Consider the following 18,696-nt stretch of genomic DNA (forward strand, 5'->3'; position numbering starts at 1 on the left):
AGAACACCAGCGTGTCGGGTATTTACGCCGTGGGTGATAACACCGGTGCGGTGGAACTCACACCCGTTGCTGTGGCGGCGGGTCGTCGCCTGTCTGAGCGTCTGTTTAACAACAAGCCAGACGAGCATTTAGATTTCAGCAACGTCCCAACCGTGGTGTTCAGCCATCCGCCAATCGGCACTGTGGGTTTAACCGAGCCACAGGCGCGTGAGCAGTACGGCGATGACAACGTGAAAGTGTATAAATCTTCCTTCACCGCGATGTATACCGCTGTGACTTCACACCGCCAACCATGCCGTATGAAACTGGTTTGTGCAGGCCCAGACGAGAAAATTGTCGGCATTCACGGTATCGGTTACGGTATGGATGAAATGCTGCAAGGTTTTGCGGTGGCATTGAAAATGGGCGCGACTAAGAAAGATTTCGATAACACCGTGGCCATTCACCCGACTGGCTCAGAAGAATTCGTTACGATGAGATAAGTCGTTAGTGTAGAAAAACCATCCCTACACCTTTGTCATTCTGGAAAACTGGCCGTCACAAGCCAGTTTTTTTATGTCTATTTTCGCATCGGCCGACAAATCACAACCATTGCTATCGCGCTACAGAACGGAAAAAATGCCAATTGTAGCCACGGGAAAATGGCCTTATAGGAAGGAGTCAACGCGTCGTCAAGTTGGTTGCCCAGAAGGAAATTTCCCGCCAGTACCGCACATCCCCCAGCGGAGGCAAGCGCGCCATAGTGTGCGCCCAGCGTCGATTCGTTAGCAAACCACGGAATCAAATCTTTCACTGAAGGCACCAGCAGCATTTGCCCCAGGGTCAGTAACGTCACAAAACACACCGAAGGCAAAAGCCGTAGTGCGTTTTCTGGCGCAGGGGTGGCGGCAAACAGCGCGACGCTAAGAAATGAGACAGAAATAAGCAGAAAACCCACGGGCAGGATGCGCACAGCACCGATGCGGCGAGCCAAACGTGCCAGCGGTAGTTGTAGGGTAATCACCAGCAGCGATGCCAGCATAAACAACGGGCCAAGATCTTTCTCGCTACCACCGGCACGTTGGATTTCCACCGGCAGCGCAAAATATAACTGGTTATAGCTTAACAGCCAGGAGCTATAGGCAATAATAAAAGCGACAAACCGTGGATTATGGAATGTCGTCCACCACGGCAGGATGTGTAGTGTCTGTTTCCTGTCATGCGTAGGAGGGAGGCAGAAAAACAACACCACCAGTGCGACGACGAAGACACCCGCCCCCGCCAGCGCAACCTGACGAAAACCTAACCCTGTCAGCAATGCTCCCGCCACTGGCCCAAGTACGGCCCCCAGCTCTCCACAAACCGCAAACAACGCAAACCATTCGGCCCGGCTACGCTTCCCCGTTAATTCGCTTTGCGTTCCAGCCTTTGCCAGTAAAGCTTCGATTGATGGAGAAAACAGCGCACCACCGATGCCCGTAAGACAGGCGCCAATGATAATCGGATAGAGTGACTGCCCAAATGCCAGTAGCAGATAGCCCGCCACACGGACAATACAGCCGCTGAGGATAACGATACGTGCGCCGTAGCGATCAGACAACGCGCCGCCAACAATAAACATGCCTTGCTGCGAAAACGTTCGCAAACCTAATATCAGCCCGATGAGTCCGCCGGACAGCATCATATCGTCGCGTAAAAACATGGCCAGAAACGGCACCACCGCGTAAAAACCAATATTAAAAACAAACTGGCTGCCCAGTAACACAGGCGGCCAGGGCTGAGTGACTGACCGCAGATTTGGCAAAGGCATACTCATGACCTGGTCTTAAGCGATGTAGTGGATATGTTTTTTTCCGTGGAAGGGCGAAATTTCAATCTTTGTCTCTACCCTGAACACATCCCAAAGCAGCGACTCTGTGAGGATCTCGTGCGGGCTACCCGCGGCGACGATCTGCCCCTCTTGCATCACAATCAACGCGTCGCAGAACATGGAGGCGTGGTTGAGGTCATGAATAGCCACAATGCTGGTCACTGGCAGTTCGCTGACGAGTTTCATCAACTGTATCTGATGATGAATATCCAGATGGTTGGTCGGCTCATCAAGGAGGATCTCCGTCGGCGATTGTGCGAGAGCTCGTGCAATGTGAACACGCTGGCGCTCACCGCCCGATAAACTCTGCCACCCCTGTTCGCTTTTGCTAAGCATATCCACGCGCTGGAGCGCGGCGGTGACAGTATCGTCATCTTGCGTGCTCCAGTTAGAAAACGGAGAGTGATGGGGAATACGCCCCAGTTTGACCACGTCGACAACGCGCATATTTGCCTCGGTCATCCCGTGCTGCTCCACAAATGCGACCCGCCGCGCCAACTGCTTTTTGGCAATCCGGGCGATGTTTTGCCCATCCAGCGTGACAGCACCTGAGTTGGGGCGTCGTAATCCCGCGAGGATACGCAGCAGTGATGATTTACCGCAGCCGTTAGGACCCAGTAGACCGACTGTTTCTCCGTTCGCAACGCTCAACGAGACGTTGTTGACGATGGTTTTTTGACCCACCCTCCAGGTAATATTTTCAGCGGCGATACTCATCACTTATTCCTTGAGCGGTAGATAATAACGGCAAAGAACGGTACGCCAACCAGTGCGGTGACCACGCCGACCGGAAGACTTTGCGGGGCGATTAATAAGCGCGAGGCTATATCGGCCAGCACCATCAAAATGGCGCCCGCCAATGCGCTGGTGATAAGCAACTTGCGATGCATCGGCCCAAAGAAGAAGCGCATGACATGCGGAACGACCAACCCCACAAAGCCGATGGAACCGGCCATGCTGACGATAGTGGCTGTGATCAACGCCGTGATGGTGAACAGGATTAAGCGAACCCAGGGAACTGCGATGCCCAAAGAGGCGGCCGCATCATCACCAAAAGTAAAAGCATCCAACGCACGAGAATAGTAAAGGCACACTGCAAGCCCTACCAACACGACGACCAGAACAAGTTGAAACTCAGGCCATCTCACGCCGCTGAAACTGCCCAATAACCAGAACATTACGTCGCGCGCCTGCTGGGCGCTCGCGGATGTGCTGATGGTATAAGCGGTAATAGCGTTGAAGAGCTGTGATGCAGCAACACCCGCCAAAATGGTGCGTTCATTGCCGCCGCGCGCGCCATTGGTCAAAAAAGCGACAAAAACAAAGGCGGCAAATGCCCCCGCAAATGCTCCGGCGGATAGCGACACCGCACCGGTTCCGATGCCCAATACGACCACGGAAACCGCGCCAGTTGAAGCGCCCGCAGAAACGCCGAGCACATAAGGTTCTGCCAGCGCATTCTTCAGCAAACTTTGCAGTACCGCACCGCAGATAGCCAACCCGGCACCGCAGCAGGCCGCGACAAGCGCACGGCTCAGGCGAAAATCCCAAATCACACTTTCGTAAATGCGGCTAAGAGGCACCTCTGTCAGTCCGAGTTTATTGCTAATGGCGTAGAACACGGTTCGCAGCGGGATAGAAAGCTCACCCACGCTGACGCCAATTGCGATCACCAGGAATAACAACACCACTGAAAAAATACTCGACGCTCCTAGCAGAAACGTCTGTTTCATCGGCTGTGCCACTGCGGTCATTTATTGAGTCCCAGACTTTTGAGCTGTTCGCCAACTTGTTCAGCACCATAGATTGTGCGAATAGTGGGGTTCATCGCCTGGCCGTCCATCACGACTATGTGACCTTTTTTCACCGCATCTAATTGACTAACAGCAGGATCGGCTTTGAGGAATTTAATCTTTTCTTCTGCGTTATCAAGTGCCCAACGATTTCGGTCAAGGCTTGAAACAACAATCACATCGGGATTCGCGGCAATGATGCTTTCCCAACCGACGGTAGGCCACTCTGTTTCTGAGGTGATGGCGTTATGGCCGCCCAACACATTCGCGATAAAACCAGAAGCACTGTTCTTGCCGCCAACATAGGCGTCAGAAGAAGGCGAAGAGCTTGAGAACCAGAACACAAACGAAAGGTCTTTTTTGTTTTTTCCGAACGTCTGGCGAAGATCTGCTTCGCGTTTTTTAAAATCGGCAATTAACGCCTGGCCGCGGTCTTCGACGTTGAAGATTTTCGCGAAGTCTTCAATCTCTTTATAAAGGAATGTCATGTCCCACAGTTTTTGGCGGCTACCGTACATATCGCCAATATCTTTTTTGGTTGCGCACATACCAGGTGACATATAGCTATTTACGCCAACGGTGGCGAGATCTTCGCGCTTGGCGACTTTACTTTCTGGGCCGAGCAGCAGAGGCAGTTGTGCGGGAACAAAATCAGGGTTTTGGGCAAGGATAGATTCGAGCGTGGGTATTTCTACTGTCAGCGTTTTGATTTTTTCATTCTGTTCAGCAAGTTGCGGCAGAATTTTAGTCGGCCAAAACGCACTGGCGACCATCTTATCCTGTAACCCTAATAGCAGCAGAATTTCGGCGGTATTTTGTCCCAGTGCGACGACGCGCTCGGGGGCTTTGGTAAACGTCTCTTTATATCCACAATTCTCAATCGTCAGAGGATACGTCGTTGCCCAAGCAGAACTGACCGAGGCGAGCACCATTCCTAACGCGCAGATGACCTTTTTCATTTAACACTACTCTTTAACTGAATGAATTTCGAATGCGAAAACGCAATGATAATGAAAATCATTTATTAAGCGAACAAAATCTACGGTTTACCTGTGGAAAGCATGTAGAACCCACAAAACGAGGCTGAAAGGCGCATGTCAACAATCGAAGTACTTCAGTACACATTGAAGCCCGGCACGGGAGCTGCGTTCCATACCCTAATGGAAACTCAAAGCATACCGCTTCATCAGCAGTGTGATATTAGGGTGTTGAAATATGGCAACTCACTGCATGATGCAGATAAATATTACCTGGTGCGCTCATTTCAAAATATTCCTGAAGACGCTGGATAACTCATTTTTTTCAGGCCATCCCCCATGCGAGGGATGGCTGCAAATTATAATACTAAGATGTTACTGCGCAGCTTCCTCGATGAGTGTGGCTACAGCCTGAGGATGAGAAACCATCACGACATGGGATGCACCCTTAATGACGACGGTGTGTTTTGATCCCGCTCGTTCAGCCATGAAACCCAAACCCTGTGCGGGGATATTCTTATCTCCATCACCGTAAATGAAGTAGGAAGGCCGTGTTTTCCAGGCCGGTTCACCCGACTTTTCGGTCAGAGCGGCCTCGGTAATCGGTCTCTGACCTGCGGCCATCAGTGCGGCATCTTCGGCAGAAACGTCGTGCGCGAATTGTTCGTGGAACTTCGCCTGATCAATGGACAAATCGATACTACCATCAGCCAGCTTTACAGGTGCGGCAAGGGCCTGGCCAAGCGTGCCACCGGGGAATTTACCCGCCAGATCGGCCGCCGCTTCACCTGCGTCCGGAGCAAATGCGGCTACATAAACCAGTGATTTCACATTGTTCGTTTCCCGGGCTGCGTTCGTGATAACCTGGCCACCATAGGAATGCCCGACGAGCACGACTGGCCCCTTGATGTTGTTAACCACAGAAGAGACATAGGCCGCATCAGCCGAAACACTGCGCAGAGGATTAGCCGCAGCGACGACGCTATACCCGTCCTTTTGCAGGATCCGGGTAACACCATTCCAGCTTGAAGAATCGGCAAAGGCACCATGAACCAGGACAATAGTAGGCTTAGGGGATTGGGCAACAGCGCTTGCAGAAATCAGAGCGGTGGCAACGGCAAGGGAGGCAGCAAATTTTGACATGATAGTTCCTCTTTCAATACAGTTTAAAAGGTATGAGTGTTCTAGCTGTGGCCTGGATGGAGCACGCCACCTCTTTAGCCGCGAATAAAGGCCAGTACGTCGGCGTTGAAGCGATCTGCCTCTGTCTCCGCCAAACCATGTGACCCGCCGGCATATATCGTCAGAGTCGCGTTCGCAATGATCTCCGCTGCACGGTGGGCCGATGCCTTGATTGGCACGATCTGGTCGTCGTCACCATGGATAATCAGGGTTGGACGATCAATCAGCTGAAGGTCACGCGTGTAGTCGACTTCGGAGAACTCATGGATGCAGTCATATTGTCCTTTAATCCCGCCTTGCAGGCCTATCCTGCGGAAGTTTTCCCGCAGTCCATCATTGATTGCGACATCGTTACGATTGAAGCCATAGAACGGAATAGTCAGGTCGAAGAAAAACTGTGAGCGGTTTCTGGCTGTGCCTTCGCGGATGGCATTAAACACCTCCATCGGAGTACCGTCGGGGTTGGCTTCCGTCTTGAGCATCAGGGGAGGGACCGCGCCAACCAGAACCACTTTGGCGACCCGCGAGGTACCATGGCGGCCGATATAATGTGCGACTTCACCGCCCCCTGTTGAGTGACCAACTAAAATCAGGTCATTCAGATCCAACGCTTCAATCAGCTCGGCAAGATCGTCAGCATACTGATCCATATTGTTACCGTGGAATGTCTGGTCCGAACGACCGTGACTGCGGCGGTCGTGAGCGATTACCCGGAAGCCATTCTGGCTAAAGAACAGCATCTGCTGATCCCAGGCGTCTGACGATAATGGCCAACCGTGAGCAAACAGGATTGTCTGACCCGAACCCCAGTCCTTGTAGAAAATGCCCGTCCCGTCTGAAGTGGTGAAAGTTGTCATATCGTTCTCCTATAATATGTTGTGTGCGATTTGTTTGTGTGCGACTTGTTTGCATGTGAATGAATATGGCACTGCTTTTTGATGCTGTCAATCGCTTGCAATTAAATCGCATACAAATTATTTTATGGAAAAAGGAGGCCACATGACTAAACACACGAATCCCCAAAGTTCCGAGCCGGATGTGCACGGAATGCTCTGTTTTTCTTTATATTCCGCGGGGCATGCTTTTACGCAGCTCTACCGTCCAATGCTCGATAAGCTTGGCCTGACCTATCCCCAGTATCTGGTTATGGTCACCTTGTGGAATCACGACGGGCGCACAGTGAAGGAACTGAGTGGAACACTCTTTCTTGAGTCCAGCACTCTGACACCTTTACTTAAACGGCTGGAAACAGCGGGGTTGCTCACCCGGACACGCAATCCGAAGGATGAGCGCGAGGTGCTTATCCACCTTACAGAGAAGGGGGCGGAGTTGAAAAACCAGGCCAGCAATATTATGCGCTGTGTCGTGGATACCCTTGGGATGGACTCCGAAATGATTGCTGACATCAAAGCATCAGTCGACAGGATCCGTGACAAGATTCACAGCGTCGAAAAACCGGACATTAACGATATTTCCTGATTTCTATATTCCGGTTGCGACATGAGTAAACTTTTTACAATCAGTGCATTAAAGTAGGAAAATCCAGGGGGCATTACTATTCTCCGCCCGTTGTCCGTGATAAACACTTTTGCTTTCATAATCAGAAAACGCATGCCTGTAGGACTTTCTTGATCGTTCCTTATCGCGCAACATCTGAGATGTAGTGGCCTACCGAGTTAGGCCACGAAAGTAGAGGTATGAAATGTCCGCCTCACGCCCTGAGACATACCGCGTATTCTGTCCAGCCAATAAAAAGCCCCCTGATTGAACTGACCCCATAACGTCTCACTGTACGAACCAGCTCCACCACAGCATCTACGGAAAGAAAGTACCTGATCTTCACCCTCATCACGCATATCCATAGCCACAAAAAAATACATTCAGTTTTTTTGAATAGTATCGGCAAAATGTTTCGATTTTAATCATTAAGTGGTCGTCCTATCATTTATCACATCAGGGCAAAACGCCCTACAACAGACAAATGACTTAAGAAATACGACCATGAAAACCATCAAAACTTTTGTTGTAGTTACTGCTCTTTCCGTAATGTCTTTCGGTGCATTCGCTCAGAGCATCAGCACCACGGCTACCACCCTTGACCGTGCAGAAGCCGCCATTGCTGCGCAGGCTGCGGAACAGGGCGCATCCTATAAAATCACCAGTGCGCAGTTCGACAAACGCGTCCACATGACTGCCGAGCTGACCAAATAACGAATGGTCGCCGTAAGGCGGCCGGTTTCGCCCCTCACACTCAACCCAATGACTGAAAAAAGAAATTACTATGGGTATGACGGAGCAAAACAGAATCCCAATGGCACCTGGGTGTGTGGCGGCGAATATGACGGAGCAAAACAGACTCCAGATGGTACATGGGTTTGCGGTGGCCTATCTAAGTAAGGCGATAAATCGTCAAAAAAATACCGATTTCACAGCTGTTCCAGCGATACAGACATGTTTTGGGTATTCGCATTCACTTGAACACCCATTGCATTTTACTTGACTACCTGTTCGCAAATTACTTGGTCGTTCCCAACAGAAAAGCGGGACAGAGCAACCCAAATTGACGGGCAGCTCTGAGCGAATAGCAGAAGTTAGCCTCACACTGACATAATCAGTTTGTCGGAAGATCTCTAAAAGTGAATGGTTAGGATTGGTGGGGTACTTACACATGGAGTGACAGGTGGCGAGCATCTGGATAATTGCTCTTGAGTGAAAAAGACCGGAGACTGGCGAGTAAAACTTTAATTCAGAATACGTAATGATTTTATCGGGGCTGTAAAAAGTTACACAATCATCTGTTTAATAAGGACATGATTTTTATGATAGTTAACAGCATGGTTTATCGTCCGGGACGCGCTGGTGAGGTCGTGAATGTTGATGACATTAGTGAAGTAATAAAAGAGCCAGACGCTTTCATCTGGCTTGGGTTGTGGCAGCCTGAACCAGAATTTATGTATAAAGTGCAGGAAGAATTTTGTCTGCATGAACTGGCGGTAGAGGATGCACTTAATGCGCATCAGCGTCCCAAAATTGAGCAGTATGGCGATTCTTTATTTATCGTGGTCAAAACAGCGCATCAGGAAGGTGATATTGTTGCATTTGGTGAAACTCATCTTTTCATAGGTAAAAACTTTCTGATAACTGTCCGGCATGGTGCCTCAGATAGTTATAGCCCCGTGAGAGAGCGTGCCTCACAAAGACCCGGGATGCTGGCATATGGACCGGGTTTTCCTCTTTATTGTCTCCTTGATTTCATCGTTGATCATTATGCTGAGATGACGATATCGCTGAGTGTAAAAATCAGTGATTTGGAAGAAGCCATGTTCCGTAGTGAGTTTGACCGCGAAGCCGTCCAGAACGTTTACACGATGCGCCGACATCTGCTTTCACTGCAAAATGCAGCCGCTCCTGTTGAAGAAATCTGCACGCAGCTTATCCGCCTGCACGAAGATATTATCCCTAAACCACTACGCGTATATATCCGCGATGTGCAGGATCATGCGCGTCATGTGGTGAACGATGCTGAAGATATGAGGGAAATGCTGACAAGTGCCATGCATGTAAATCTTGCATTAGTTACAGTCCAGCAAAATGAAGTCGTAAAGAAATTAGCAGGATGGGGCGCCATTCTGGTTGTGCCGACTGTTATATTCAGCATGTACGGAATGAACTTCGATCACATGCCAGAACTTCATACCCGTTATGGATATCCGGCTGTTGCAGGTTTAACCGGGATAGCGTGTGTCGCGCTCTGGGCAAGACTCAGACGTTCAGGTTGGCTATAGGTGAATAGACTCGGGTTTCGTAGACAGTTTTTGCCTCATAATGGAGGCCTAATGATGCCAAAATTAGTCATTATGAGCAGCTTTCTTACGTTAGTAGCGATGACGAACTAAATATAGATACTAAAAATTTCCGGTAATATTTACACCACGTGGCCAGACACAAACCTGTAGAGAAAAATGCTGGCAATTGCAAAGCACCTTAACGCCCAAGTAATGGATGATGATGGTACGATTTACAGCAATGAATCTCACTGGGAGTACGATGCTTCAAGCAGGCAGTAATGTCCGTTTCTGGCACTAAACAGCCCAAAGGACATCAGGCGACTTTGAGCAAATAACGGAAGTTATCCTCACACGGACATAATCAGTCTGTCGGAAGATCTCTAAAAGTGAATGGTTTGGCGGGATACTTATACTGCGACCGGCCATAAAAAAACGGTAAGTGAATTCTCACCTACCGTTCGATTTACAGTGAAGAAATACAATCAGAGTTTAAAACCAGCTACAACGGTTTCCAGTTGAACCGTCTGATCCTGCATAGCCTGAGCGGCCGTAGATACCTGTTCTACCAGCGCCGCATTCTGCTGAGTGGCGTTATCCAATTGGGTGATCGCGACGTTCACCTGCTCGATACCGAGGCTTTGTTCCTGACTGGAAGACATGATTTCGTTCATCAGCGTCGCCACGTTATTCACGCCGCCCATGACTTCATCCATCGTCGTTCCGGCGATTGCCACCAGCTGGCTGCCCGTGGAGATATCTGCCACGGAATCTTCGATCAGCTTTTTAATTTCGCGGGCGGACGTTGCTGAACGTTGTGCCAGGCTGCGCACTTCAGATGCCACGACAGCAAAACCGCGGCCCTGTTCACCGGCACGCGCCGCTTCGACGGCAGCATTCAGCGCCAGAATGTTGGTCTGGAAGGCGATACCATCGATCACGCTGATGATATCGACAATTTTGTGCGATGAGCGGGTGATAGAGCCCATGGTATCGACCACCTGTTTCACCACTTCCGACCCTTTCTGCGCAACCGCAGACGCATCACGCGCCAGCTGATTAGCACCTTCGGCGTTGGCTGCATTCTGTTTCACCGTGCTGGTCAACTGCTCCATGGAGGCCGCCGTTTCAACAATCGAACTCGCCTGCTCTTCGGTACGCCCGGAGAGATCCATGTTGCCACTGGCGATTTCACGCGATGCCGAGGTGATAGCCAGACTGCTGTCACCGACCTGACGGAGGATCGATTGCAGGAATGACAGGAACTGGTTGAAGCTTTGGTTCACACGGTTGAATTCCGGACTACGGCTATCCGGTAAGCGACGGGTCAGATCCGCGCCACCGGCGGAAAGCTGGCTGATATTTTTATACAAGGCATCCAGCTGACGCATAAAGATTTTGATAGCCAGAATCAGAACCACCAGCAGTAAAATCACCATCGGGATCTGCACCAGCCCAAGACTTTGCAGGATACTGTGCGTACGCGTCAGCAACTGACTGGTTGGCATGTTCGTCGCGATGTACCACGGCCCCTCAATCTTACTCATGAACAGGGTGTGTGAGGTACCGTCGTTATCGTAGTCAGCAACCAGATTCGCCTGCCCGTTAATTTGATCGAGGCTTTTACGGATTTGTATCGCAAGCGGTGAGGTTTCACCCAGAGAGGCCAGCTTCGGCAGTTTTTCATCACCGGAATGACTGGTGCCTACGATAGTGCCGTCTTTCTCAACGATATAAATGGTGCCGTGAACTTTATTCTCCATTTCCGTGACCAACTGGTTAAAGAACCCCAGCGTGACGTCAATAGTCGCCACGCCCCAGAGTTTATCGCCTTTATAAATCGGCATTGCGCAGTTGGTACGCGGCTGGGTACTGGCGTCATCAAAGTAGGCAGGTGCCCAGACACATTGGCCCTTTACACCTTTTGAAGCCGCAACATACCAGGACTGCTCGAAGTAATTCGGCGATTCGGCACTGTTCCAGAAGGTGTTTTCCGACAGTTGATTGTTATTATTACGAGCAAAAAAGGTGCTGAATTTGATTTTTTCCGGGTCACGCTGATTCGGTAAAGGCCAGATCCCGCCTCCAAATACGGCGGAATCACCATATTGATCAACCAGCGCGGGCAGCAATCGGTCAATGCTGTCGCTGTCCATTTGAGCGACGGTTTGAGTGATGGTACGCACCTGAGATTCAACTTTGTTCAGCCGGTCATTGATAACGACGGCGATATCTTCAACCTGATTCGCAACCAGAGTGCTTTCTGTTTGTTTCAGCTGAGGGGCAACAAAGACCTGAATCACTATAAGCGTGACGATGACGAGCACAATAAAAAACAAGCTGATCAATGCGATAAAGCGGGATTGCGTTGTTTTTAACATTTTTAGGGTAACCCACATGCAAAGCAGCGAGATCGCTGTTTAACTAATAACGGCATTTTCTGAGGTTTCTTTATGAGGAAATAGATAGAAATATCTGGTGCTCAGATCATATAGGCGACCGCAGCGATTCCCTGACAAAGACGCAACTACACGAGATAAATCAGCCTTAAAGCAGAAATTGACCTCTTATTTTATTGCTGCCACAGCACAGGTTTCGGGCTTATTAAGCGTTAAATAACCGGTTCAAATATCATGATATTTCCAACGTCACACAGCTCTCTATAACAAACTAAAACAGCACGTGAAATGGCAGTACTAAACAGTACTCCTTCAGAGATAAGCAGTATTTGTGTTCTCAATCTGAATGGATAAATCTTCTCAATTAATACCGATGGGATCCAATGTACGACAACTCTGGAATTGGATAACGGCACCGGTCGAACCGGCAACTGGAATCTGGAATCTGGATGTAAAAAGAAAATTCAAACATGTGGTGCTGAGGGCAAAATGGGTATTCACATTCACTTGATCCCCATTTGCATATCACTTGACTACCAGTTAGCAAAGTACTTGGTCGTTTCCAACAAAAAACCGGGACAGAGCAATCCAAATTCACGGGCGTGAAGCAGACATTATCTGTAACCGCTGCCGTTTACTTGTGCAGATCCCTGAATAGATAAATAATCTGCATCACTTTCAACTTTCTTACCACATTTGACATTTAAGGTTTTGATTTAAAAATTAGTTTTTCATATCGTTAAATCGCTCTAGTCTGAGCATGAGAGATCTTACTTAATAACGAAGGGCGACAAAATGAATCTTGAGGCATTTGCTTTTGGCACGACCAACTGGAGTGAAGTCGAAAGAACAGAGCACCCAGGGGAAACAGGTATGGCTTACTGGCGCACGCAACACTTTGGTCAGAAACCGAATCAAATCCGTGTGCGAATGGTTGAATATACCCCAGGCTATCTTGCAGACCATTGGTGCCAAAAAGGGCATGTTCTTTTCTGCATGGAGGGAGAACTAGAAACAATGCTCGAAGATGGTCGTAAATTCATTTTAACTGCGGGGATGAGTTATCAGGTTGGTGATAACGCGGAGCCACATCAGTCCAGAACTACGACAGGCGCAAAACTCTTTATTGTGGACTGATTCGTATGTTGGAGCCATTGTGTCAGCCCGCTTCACGCAGCAGATTGAAGAGACAACAGGTCTGCACTGAGCGAGGAGTGGACCTTTAATAGTGCGCTAACTCCTGAGGTGATAGGACCGTTCAATCTAATCCGTAGAGACTCTCAATAAAAAGTGTGCCTATGAGAAAAAGAACCATGCTGTTGAAATAAGATTATTTTTAACTTCAAAGACAGCCATGCTTTCCAAAGGAGCGGGAGACAAGCCATATATCAATTCGTGATCGAAAACTTTAGTACCCAGCACAGTTCTGGAAATAAGTTCTGCTCTAAGTTCTGGATTATTAAACCGATTGTTAACATAAAACTCACGTAATGATTCTTTTCCTATGGTTGAAGGGCTTTCGGTGGGCATCCGGTAACCTTTAAACTCCTCTGAAAAACAAGACATGAACGCTTCAATATCATGAGCATTATATGCTTCAAACTGTGCCTTAACAGGCGACTCTGCCGACATGCTAACCTCTCTCTATTTTGATTAATTATGCAAATTAATAGCATTGTAATTCATTAAAAGGAAGAGAGATTCGTCTAATAACTAAATTTTATCCGACCATAAAGCACATCCGCTCCTGGCACAGAACGGCTGTTCAGCCACATTCGCTCTTGTGCCCAGGTTCCTCGGGGGAACAATGATAATTTTGCTGGATATGCTCAGGTAACTTGCGAACGGTGGTCAAGTAAAATGCGAACGGGTAGTCAAGTCAGATGCAATTACGCAATGTTTGCCATAACGTTTTATTGCACACAAATATCCCGCGATAGCGGGCTATTTGTCTGTGGTGAACAGTCGTTCGCGGGCGGTGCGGGTCTTCGACTAATTTCGCTAACTTCTTTTTAAACTGCTCACGTAGGTTGGTATCCAGTCTGTGCCATTCGTCGAAAGCGTCTTCGTAGAATTCAATTTCATAGGTCATCAAGTTTCACGCGTATCCGTTTGCCCGGGTTAGCCAGGCGAGCGCGCGCCAGTTCGATGATGTCTGCGTCTTCGTCTGCCAATAATGCGACCTGCACCGGTAAGCGGTTATTCTGCGCAACGTACTCCAGGACAAGGCGCACGGCTTCGGACGTTGTAATGCCTAACGCCTCAAGCGCTGCACCAGAACGCGCTTTTAAATCGTCATCGATGCGGATGTTCAAAGTTGCCATATATGCGGCCTCGTTGTATTTACGATTGTGTATACACAATATAAGCAACAACAGGGTTAAAGGCAATAAAACCCCCGCCAATAAGGCTTGTTTGTTACCACTCTTCGCCGCCGTTATTTACCGTAACGCGTCACTGTATGTACCTGTGAAAAATCCCGCCGTTACGGTTTTGTCTCACGCTTAACATTCAGTTTCTCGCAATGAACAAAACGTGCTCAGGCCAATTTTCAGCTCCATGGGTTCGGGTTACAATGAACCCATAACTGTATAGATGAACAGGTTAATGGTAATGACTCTGGCTTTGAATGGTGAAAAGATTGGCCGTAATCGATTTACCGGCGCGAAAATTGAAAATAGCACTTTTTATAACTGTGACTTTTCAGGCACTGACCTGACCGGTACTGAGTTTATCGGCTGCCAGTTTTATGATCGGGAAAGCCAGCAGGGCGGGAATTTTAACCGGGCAATATTGAAAGATGCAGCCTTCAAAAGCTGTGATTTATCGATGGCGGATTTCAGAAATGTAAGCGCACTGGGTATTGAAATCCGCGACTGCCGGGCGCAGGGAGCAGACTTTCGCGGTGCCAGCTTTATGAACATGATAACAACACGCACCTGGTTTTGCAGTGCATACATAACCAAAACCAACCTGAGCTACGCCAACTTTTCGAAGGTGGTGCTTGAAAAGTGCGAGTTGTGGGAAAACCGCTGGAATGGCACTCAGGTACTTGGCGCAACCTTCAGCGGCTCCGATCTCTCTGGAGGCGAGTTTTCTTCTCTCGACTGGCGCACAGCCAACTTTACCCATTGCGATCTGACCAATTCAGAACTGGGTGAACTGGACGTTCGGGGCACAGATTTACAAGGGGTTAAACTGGACAATTATCAGGTAATCCAAATAATGGAGCGACTGGGAATCACAATTATTGGTTAGGTTTGTGATGGTTAAAGGTGCTGACTGACAAGCGGAAGGCTATCAGCAGTCGCTCTGTTGCATTTACCATAACGCCACACTGTACGCACCACATGAAAAAGCCCGCATATAGCGGGCTTTTTCACAGGAATATCTCGAGCATTATCTAATGTGAAGCAAGCTCACGAAAGAAAGCTGGGTTGGACTGGATAGCCGCCAGCACCTTTGCCGCCAGCCCGGTCGGATTACGCCTTTTCGTTTCCCAGCTCTTGATAGTATCAACGCTGGTTCCCAGTGCTTTTGCCATCTCACCCTGTGAAACATTGAGCTGTTCTCTAATCGCCTTCACATCAGCTATCTCATAGCGGGTAACACTGGCCGAAGCTTTGGCACCATTTTTAATGTCGACAGCTTCTTCCAGAGACGTTTTCAGATCATCAAAAAAACTCATGTTATACCTCGCCTTTCAGTAATTTCGTCAGTTTCTTCAGCTCTGCTTTCTCCCCATCGGTCAGGCTGTCTTTTGTGCTTTTCGGGTAGGCCATCACCAGATAGATAACCTCCTCGGTCGCCAGAAAGTAAATCACTCTGGCACTACCGCTTTTCCCCTGCGAACCTGTTACCATCCTGATTTTTCGCAGCCCGCCCGTTTTCTGTATCAGGTCGCCTTTGTCTGGATACTCAATAAGTTCTTTCTGGAGATCTTTAAGCTCATCGTCCGTGGCGATCTGTTTTATCTGCCGGGTAAACATCGAGGTCTCGATAAACTCTATCGCATGACTCACTGGCACTGCCTCCTTTTTAAGGTACATAGTACACCCTACTGGTGTACATGGTACACAAACCTGCACCACCATTCAAAATTTACATCCAATACATTGATTTATAAGAATAAAAAAATTAATCTCCCGGACGATTTTTGTTGATTCGAGATAAAAGAAACCTATACGATAAATACGGATAATGTAGTCATTATTTTGATTTTATTATAATTAATGTCAATTTTTGGCGCGGACAACTGCGCCATTTTTTTAAGGAAGAAATGATGATGACCGGGATTTATCAGGCAACTTACGAAGTTTATTTCATGCAAATAGACTCACAATTCGATTTACCAACACATTTAAGTCAACGCATAAGATTTGAAGCGATAAGTGATTACGGAGCTAAGTTGTGCCGGTGGGAAAACTATATTGATGGTGTAAAAATCGTACCAGGTCAGGATGCATATCAAAAACTATTCACTGCTGATGGCAAATTGCTCGGAATAAGAGACCTAAATGACAATTACTGGTTACCTCAAAAAAATGGAAACTTCAGAAAAAAGAAACGTCGCCATTTACCATAACGTCGCATTACACGCACCGCGAAAACACGCTCAGGGCGATCCTGCGCGTTTGCAGGAAAAGATGCCCTTACCCCTGGTGAAAAACGCGAAAATCATCTCAGATAAGTTTTGATTACCTGAATGACTATGCACGAAAGCGACTAGCGGGGATTTCACTGCATCCCGGCATCGAAACCGCCGAAAGGTCACAACAAGTTGTGACGCTGAGGGGGGGGATATGTCTTTCGCTTGATGAAAGAGAGGAGATATCTAGAGGGCTGGTAGCAAAACGCAGTATCAGGGAAATAGCTGATAAATTATCAAGAACCCCTCGACTATTAGCCGCAAGATACAGAGGCACGGAGGTGCAAATCAATACCGTGCAGCAAAAGCTGATAAGGAAACAAATCATAGACAGGGTCACATCGGGGTAACTAAGCCATCCCCTCAACAATTGAGTTACGTATTCTGCTTTGAAATGACAGCTCATGGCACACAGAGGACTTCGAAGCGAAGCAATGGACGGCTATAAGCCAGGGGCAGAAGTTCACCTCACACGGACAAAATCAGTTTGTCGGAAGATCTCTAAAGTGAATGGTTCGATTTGGCGGGGTACCTGGTCGTGGTTAGTTGCACTCTATGCACTACACTCTATTGAAATTAAAAAACAGGCATGCAATCCAGTATTTTTGAAAGATTTCGGCTGATGGCTACAGTTATCACGGATGTTGAGTCTAATTCTGAGTATGAGCTTACAGCTACCTGAGTTGTCGGCGCCTCCCTCATATTCTGATAATCATTTTAACTCTCCGGAAAACTGTCTTTAAGAGGTGAAGCCATGCGTTACCGCATCTTTGGAAATACAGGTCTTAGACTCTCAACACTCGCCCTCGGCACGGGTAATTTCGGCAACGGTTGGGGTTATGGTGCTGATAAGGAAGAAGCACGTAATATTTTCACCCGCTACCGCGAAGCCGGCGGCAATTTTATCGATACAGCTGACCAGTACCAATTCGGGCAATCAGAAACAATGCTCAGCGACTTCATCGCAACTGAACGCGATGATATCGTGCTTGCCACCAAATTTTCTCTCGGCGACTCGCCTGAAGCAGGCCTCCAGCGCTCCGGTAATAGCCGCAAATCAATGATTAACTCCCTTGAAGCAAGTCTAAAACGCTTAAAAACGGATCATATCGATATACTGTGGGTGCATATGCCTGATGGGGTTACACCTATTGATCAAATTGTGAGAGCCCTCGATGACCTTATACGTTCTGGTAAAATTCTCTACGCAGGACTGTCGGATTTCCCGGCGTGGCGTGTGGCTACTGCCGCCACCTTAGCGGAACTTCGTGGCTGGTCTTCTGTATCCGCAGTGCAACTGGAATACAGTCTGGTGGAACGCTCGGCAGAACGCGAGCTACTGCCTATGGCTGCCGGTTTTAACCTGGGCGTGGTGAGTTGGTCTCCTTTAGGCGGCGGTTTGCTTACAGGAAAATATCGCAAAGGTGAGTCTGGACGGGCACAAGGTCTGGGAGCGGTGATACATGATGAGAGCAATCAAATAAAAATCGCAACTGTGGATACCGTACTGGCTATTGCTGAAGAAACGGGACATTCACCAGGGCAAATCGCCATCGCATGGGTGCTCGCTAAGGGAACGCTACCGATTATTGGTCCGCGTACAGCGGAACAACTTGCGGATAATCTCGCATCGGTAAACGTTCAGCTGACGAGTGAACAACTCTCTCGCCTGGATGCCGCCAGCGCAATTACGCTTGGGTTCCCGCATGACATTGTAGCCGCTTCTGCTCCGTCTCTGGGCGGTGGAAAGCATGAGCTAATTGATACAGCAATCCGCGCCCTTCGTTGACATAACGCAGCGGGGTGATTTGTCTCTCTATCGGCTTTGCTGTAGCCAGAACCCATTCCCGCTCAGGACTGAAGGAGCCAGCGAGCGGGTTAGGGCAAATAGCCCCTGAGTTCCACGCTGGAGAACCGGGAAGGTTGAATAAATTTCACCATTTTAAATCTTTCGGAAGAAACACCATGCACTCAACATACCAGCCACTGAACTGCGACCTGCATGATTACCTTGAAATAGCCTGTATGTCCCACTACCGTCTTAATATCGAAATAAGCGACGG

Annotated in this window: 20 protein-coding genes and 2 pseudogenes; 11 read left to right on the forward strand and 11 right to left on the reverse strand. The window is 48.6% G+C overall.

Going from position 1 to position 18,696, the window contains the following annotated elements:
* A pseudogene (locus VJY99_RS12060) lies at nucleotides 1-482 on the forward strand (glutathione-disulfide reductase); the annotation flags it as partial.
* Nucleotides 483-559: 77 nt separating this feature from the next.
* On the opposite strand, the gene VJY99_RS12065 reads toward VJY99_RS12060, so the two are convergent.
* The 4 genes from VJY99_RS12065 to VJY99_RS12080 are packed head-to-tail and all read right to left on the reverse strand — an operon-like array spanning nucleotide 560 to nucleotide 4,601.
* Nucleotides 560-1,789, reverse strand: a complete 1,230-nt coding sequence (locus VJY99_RS12065; protein WP_324118733.1) for an MFS transporter — start codon at nucleotides 1,787-1,789, stop codon at nucleotides 560-562.
* A gap of 15 nt (nucleotides 1,790-1,804) precedes the next feature.
* Nucleotides 1,805-2,566, reverse strand: coding sequence for an ABC transporter ATP-binding protein (locus VJY99_RS12070; RefSeq protein WP_324118735.1), 762 nt, complete (start codon nucleotides 2,564-2,566; stop codon nucleotides 1,805-1,807).
* A complete protein-coding gene (locus VJY99_RS12075; protein ID WP_414641589.1) occupies nucleotides 2,566-3,582 on the reverse strand; it encodes a FecCD family ABC transporter permease in 1,017 nt (338 codons plus the stop codon). The genes VJY99_RS12070 and VJY99_RS12075 overlap by 1 nt, the downstream gene beginning before the upstream one ends.
* 17 nt (nucleotides 3,583-3,599) lie before the next feature.
* Nucleotides 3,600-4,601 carry an ABC transporter substrate-binding protein gene (locus VJY99_RS12080; protein ID WP_324118739.1) on the reverse strand — a complete coding sequence of 334 codons (1,002 nt, stop codon included), beginning with the start codon at nucleotides 4,599-4,601 and terminating at the stop codon, nucleotides 3,600-3,602.
* A gap of 135 nt (nucleotides 4,602-4,736) precedes the next feature.
* Here VJY99_RS12080 and VJY99_RS12085 point away from each other — a divergent pair, with 135 nt between their 5' ends.
* Nucleotides 4,737-4,934: a hypothetical protein gene (locus tag VJY99_RS12085; RefSeq protein ID WP_324118741.1), complete on the forward strand. Its 198-nt coding sequence runs from the start codon at nucleotides 4,737-4,739 to the stop codon at nucleotides 4,932-4,934.
* 60 nt (nucleotides 4,935-4,994) lie between these two features.
* On the opposite strand, the gene VJY99_RS12090 is transcribed toward VJY99_RS12085, so the two are convergent.
* On the reverse strand, nucleotides 4,995-5,762 hold the full coding sequence (locus tag VJY99_RS12090) for an alpha/beta hydrolase (protein WP_324118743.1): 768 nt from the start codon (nucleotides 5,760-5,762) through the stop codon (nucleotides 4,995-4,997).
* Between the two features lie 74 nt (nucleotides 5,763-5,836).
* Nucleotides 5,837-6,658: an alpha/beta hydrolase gene (locus VJY99_RS12095; protein ID WP_324118744.1), complete on the reverse strand. Its 822-nt coding sequence runs from the start codon at nucleotides 6,656-6,658 to the stop codon at nucleotides 5,837-5,839.
* 142 nt (nucleotides 6,659-6,800) lie between these two features.
* Between VJY99_RS12095 and VJY99_RS12100 the strand changes: the two genes are divergently transcribed.
* The 3 genes from VJY99_RS12100 to VJY99_RS12110 all read left to right on the forward strand — a co-directional run bounded on the left by VJY99_RS12100 (nucleotide 6,801) and on the right by VJY99_RS12110 (nucleotide 9,586).
* Nucleotides 6,801-7,280: a MarR family transcriptional regulator gene (locus tag VJY99_RS12100; RefSeq protein WP_324118746.1), complete on the forward strand. Its 480-nt coding sequence runs from the start codon at nucleotides 6,801-6,803 to the stop codon at nucleotides 7,278-7,280.
* Nucleotides 7,281-7,802: 522 nt separating this feature from the next.
* Nucleotides 7,803-8,012, forward strand: coding sequence for a YdgH/BhsA/McbA-like domain containing protein (locus tag VJY99_RS12105; protein ID WP_324118747.1), 210 nt, complete (start codon nucleotides 7,803-7,805; stop codon nucleotides 8,010-8,012).
* Nucleotides 8,013-8,620: 608 nt separating this feature from the next.
* Nucleotides 8,621-9,586: a magnesium and cobalt transport protein CorA gene (locus VJY99_RS12110; RefSeq protein WP_324118749.1), complete on the forward strand. Its 966-nt coding sequence runs from the start codon at nucleotides 8,621-8,623 to the stop codon at nucleotides 9,584-9,586.
* Nucleotides 9,587-10,071: 485 nt separating this feature from the next.
* On the opposite strand, the gene VJY99_RS12115 is transcribed toward VJY99_RS12110, so the two are convergent.
* The gene (locus VJY99_RS12115) at nucleotides 10,072-11,967 is read right to left on the reverse strand and encodes a methyl-accepting chemotaxis protein (protein WP_324118751.1); all 1,896 of its coding nucleotides are present in this window, start codon (nucleotides 11,965-11,967) and stop codon (nucleotides 10,072-10,074) included.
* A gap of 813 nt (nucleotides 11,968-12,780) precedes the next feature.
* Between VJY99_RS12115 and VJY99_RS12120 the strand changes: the two genes are divergently transcribed.
* Nucleotides 12,781-13,122 carry a DHCW motif cupin fold protein gene (locus tag VJY99_RS12120; protein ID WP_134187291.1) on the forward strand — a complete coding sequence of 114 codons (342 nt, stop codon included), beginning with the start codon at nucleotides 12,781-12,783 and terminating at the stop codon, nucleotides 13,120-13,122.
* Between the two features lie 159 nt (nucleotides 13,123-13,281).
* On the opposite strand, the gene VJY99_RS12125 is transcribed toward VJY99_RS12120, so the two are convergent.
* Nucleotides 13,282-13,617 carry a nuclear transport factor 2 family protein gene (locus VJY99_RS12125; protein WP_324118755.1) on the reverse strand — a complete coding sequence of 112 codons (336 nt, stop codon included), beginning with the start codon at nucleotides 13,615-13,617 and terminating at the stop codon, nucleotides 13,282-13,284.
* A gap of 449 nt (nucleotides 13,618-14,066) precedes the next feature.
* Nucleotides 14,067-14,309 carry a type II toxin-antitoxin system RelB/DinJ family antitoxin gene (locus VJY99_RS12130; protein ID WP_324118757.1) on the reverse strand — a complete coding sequence of 81 codons (243 nt, stop codon included), beginning with the start codon at nucleotides 14,307-14,309 and terminating at the stop codon, nucleotides 14,067-14,069.
* Between the two features lie 289 nt (nucleotides 14,310-14,598).
* Here VJY99_RS12130 and VJY99_RS12135 point away from each other — a divergent pair, with 289 nt between their 5' ends.
* A complete protein-coding gene (locus VJY99_RS12135; RefSeq protein WP_324118758.1) occupies nucleotides 14,599-15,243 on the forward strand; it encodes a Qnr family pentapeptide repeat protein in 645 nt (214 codons plus the stop codon).
* Nucleotides 15,244-15,388: 145 nt separating this feature from the next.
* On the opposite strand, the gene nadS is transcribed toward VJY99_RS12135, so the two are convergent.
* Together nadS and VJY99_RS12145 are read right to left on the reverse strand one after the other, a co-directional pair.
* Nucleotides 15,389-15,673 carry a NadS family protein gene (nadS, locus tag VJY99_RS12140; protein WP_324118760.1) on the reverse strand — a complete coding sequence of 95 codons (285 nt, stop codon included), beginning with the start codon at nucleotides 15,671-15,673 and terminating at the stop codon, nucleotides 15,389-15,391.
* Nucleotide 15,674: 1 nt separating this feature from the next.
* On the reverse strand, nucleotides 15,675-16,007 hold the full coding sequence (locus tag VJY99_RS12145; protein WP_324118761.1) for a type II toxin-antitoxin system RelE/ParE family toxin: 333 nt from the start codon (nucleotides 16,005-16,007) through the stop codon (nucleotides 15,675-15,677).
* A gap of 260 nt (nucleotides 16,008-16,267) precedes the next feature.
* Here VJY99_RS12145 and VJY99_RS12150 point away from each other — a divergent pair, with 260 nt between their 5' ends.
* From VJY99_RS12150 to VJY99_RS12165, 4 genes and pseudogenes are all read left to right on the forward strand, one after another.
* Nucleotides 16,268-16,570, forward strand: a complete 303-nt coding sequence (locus VJY99_RS12150) for a hypothetical protein (protein WP_324118762.1) — start codon at nucleotides 16,268-16,270, stop codon at nucleotides 16,568-16,570.
* Nucleotides 16,571-16,785: 215 nt separating this feature from the next.
* Nucleotides 16,786-16,946, forward strand: a pseudogene (locus VJY99_RS12155) (helix-turn-helix domain-containing protein); the annotation flags it as partial.
* A 441-nt stretch (nucleotides 16,947-17,387) separates the two neighbouring features.
* Nucleotides 17,388-18,422 (forward strand): aldo/keto reductase, encoded by a 1,035-nt coding sequence (locus VJY99_RS12160; protein WP_324118764.1) that lies wholly within the window; start codon nucleotides 17,388-17,390, stop codon nucleotides 18,420-18,422.
* A 176-nt stretch (nucleotides 18,423-18,598) separates the two neighbouring features.
* Nucleotides 18,599-18,696 (forward strand): Rho-binding antiterminator (locus tag VJY99_RS12165; RefSeq protein ID WP_324118766.1); only part of this gene is annotated, 98 nt, incomplete at its 3' end.

It is taken from the genome of Buttiauxella sp. (assembly GCF_035271705.1).
Taxonomy (GTDB): Bacteria; Pseudomonadota; Gammaproteobacteria; order Enterobacterales; family Enterobacteriaceae; genus Buttiauxella.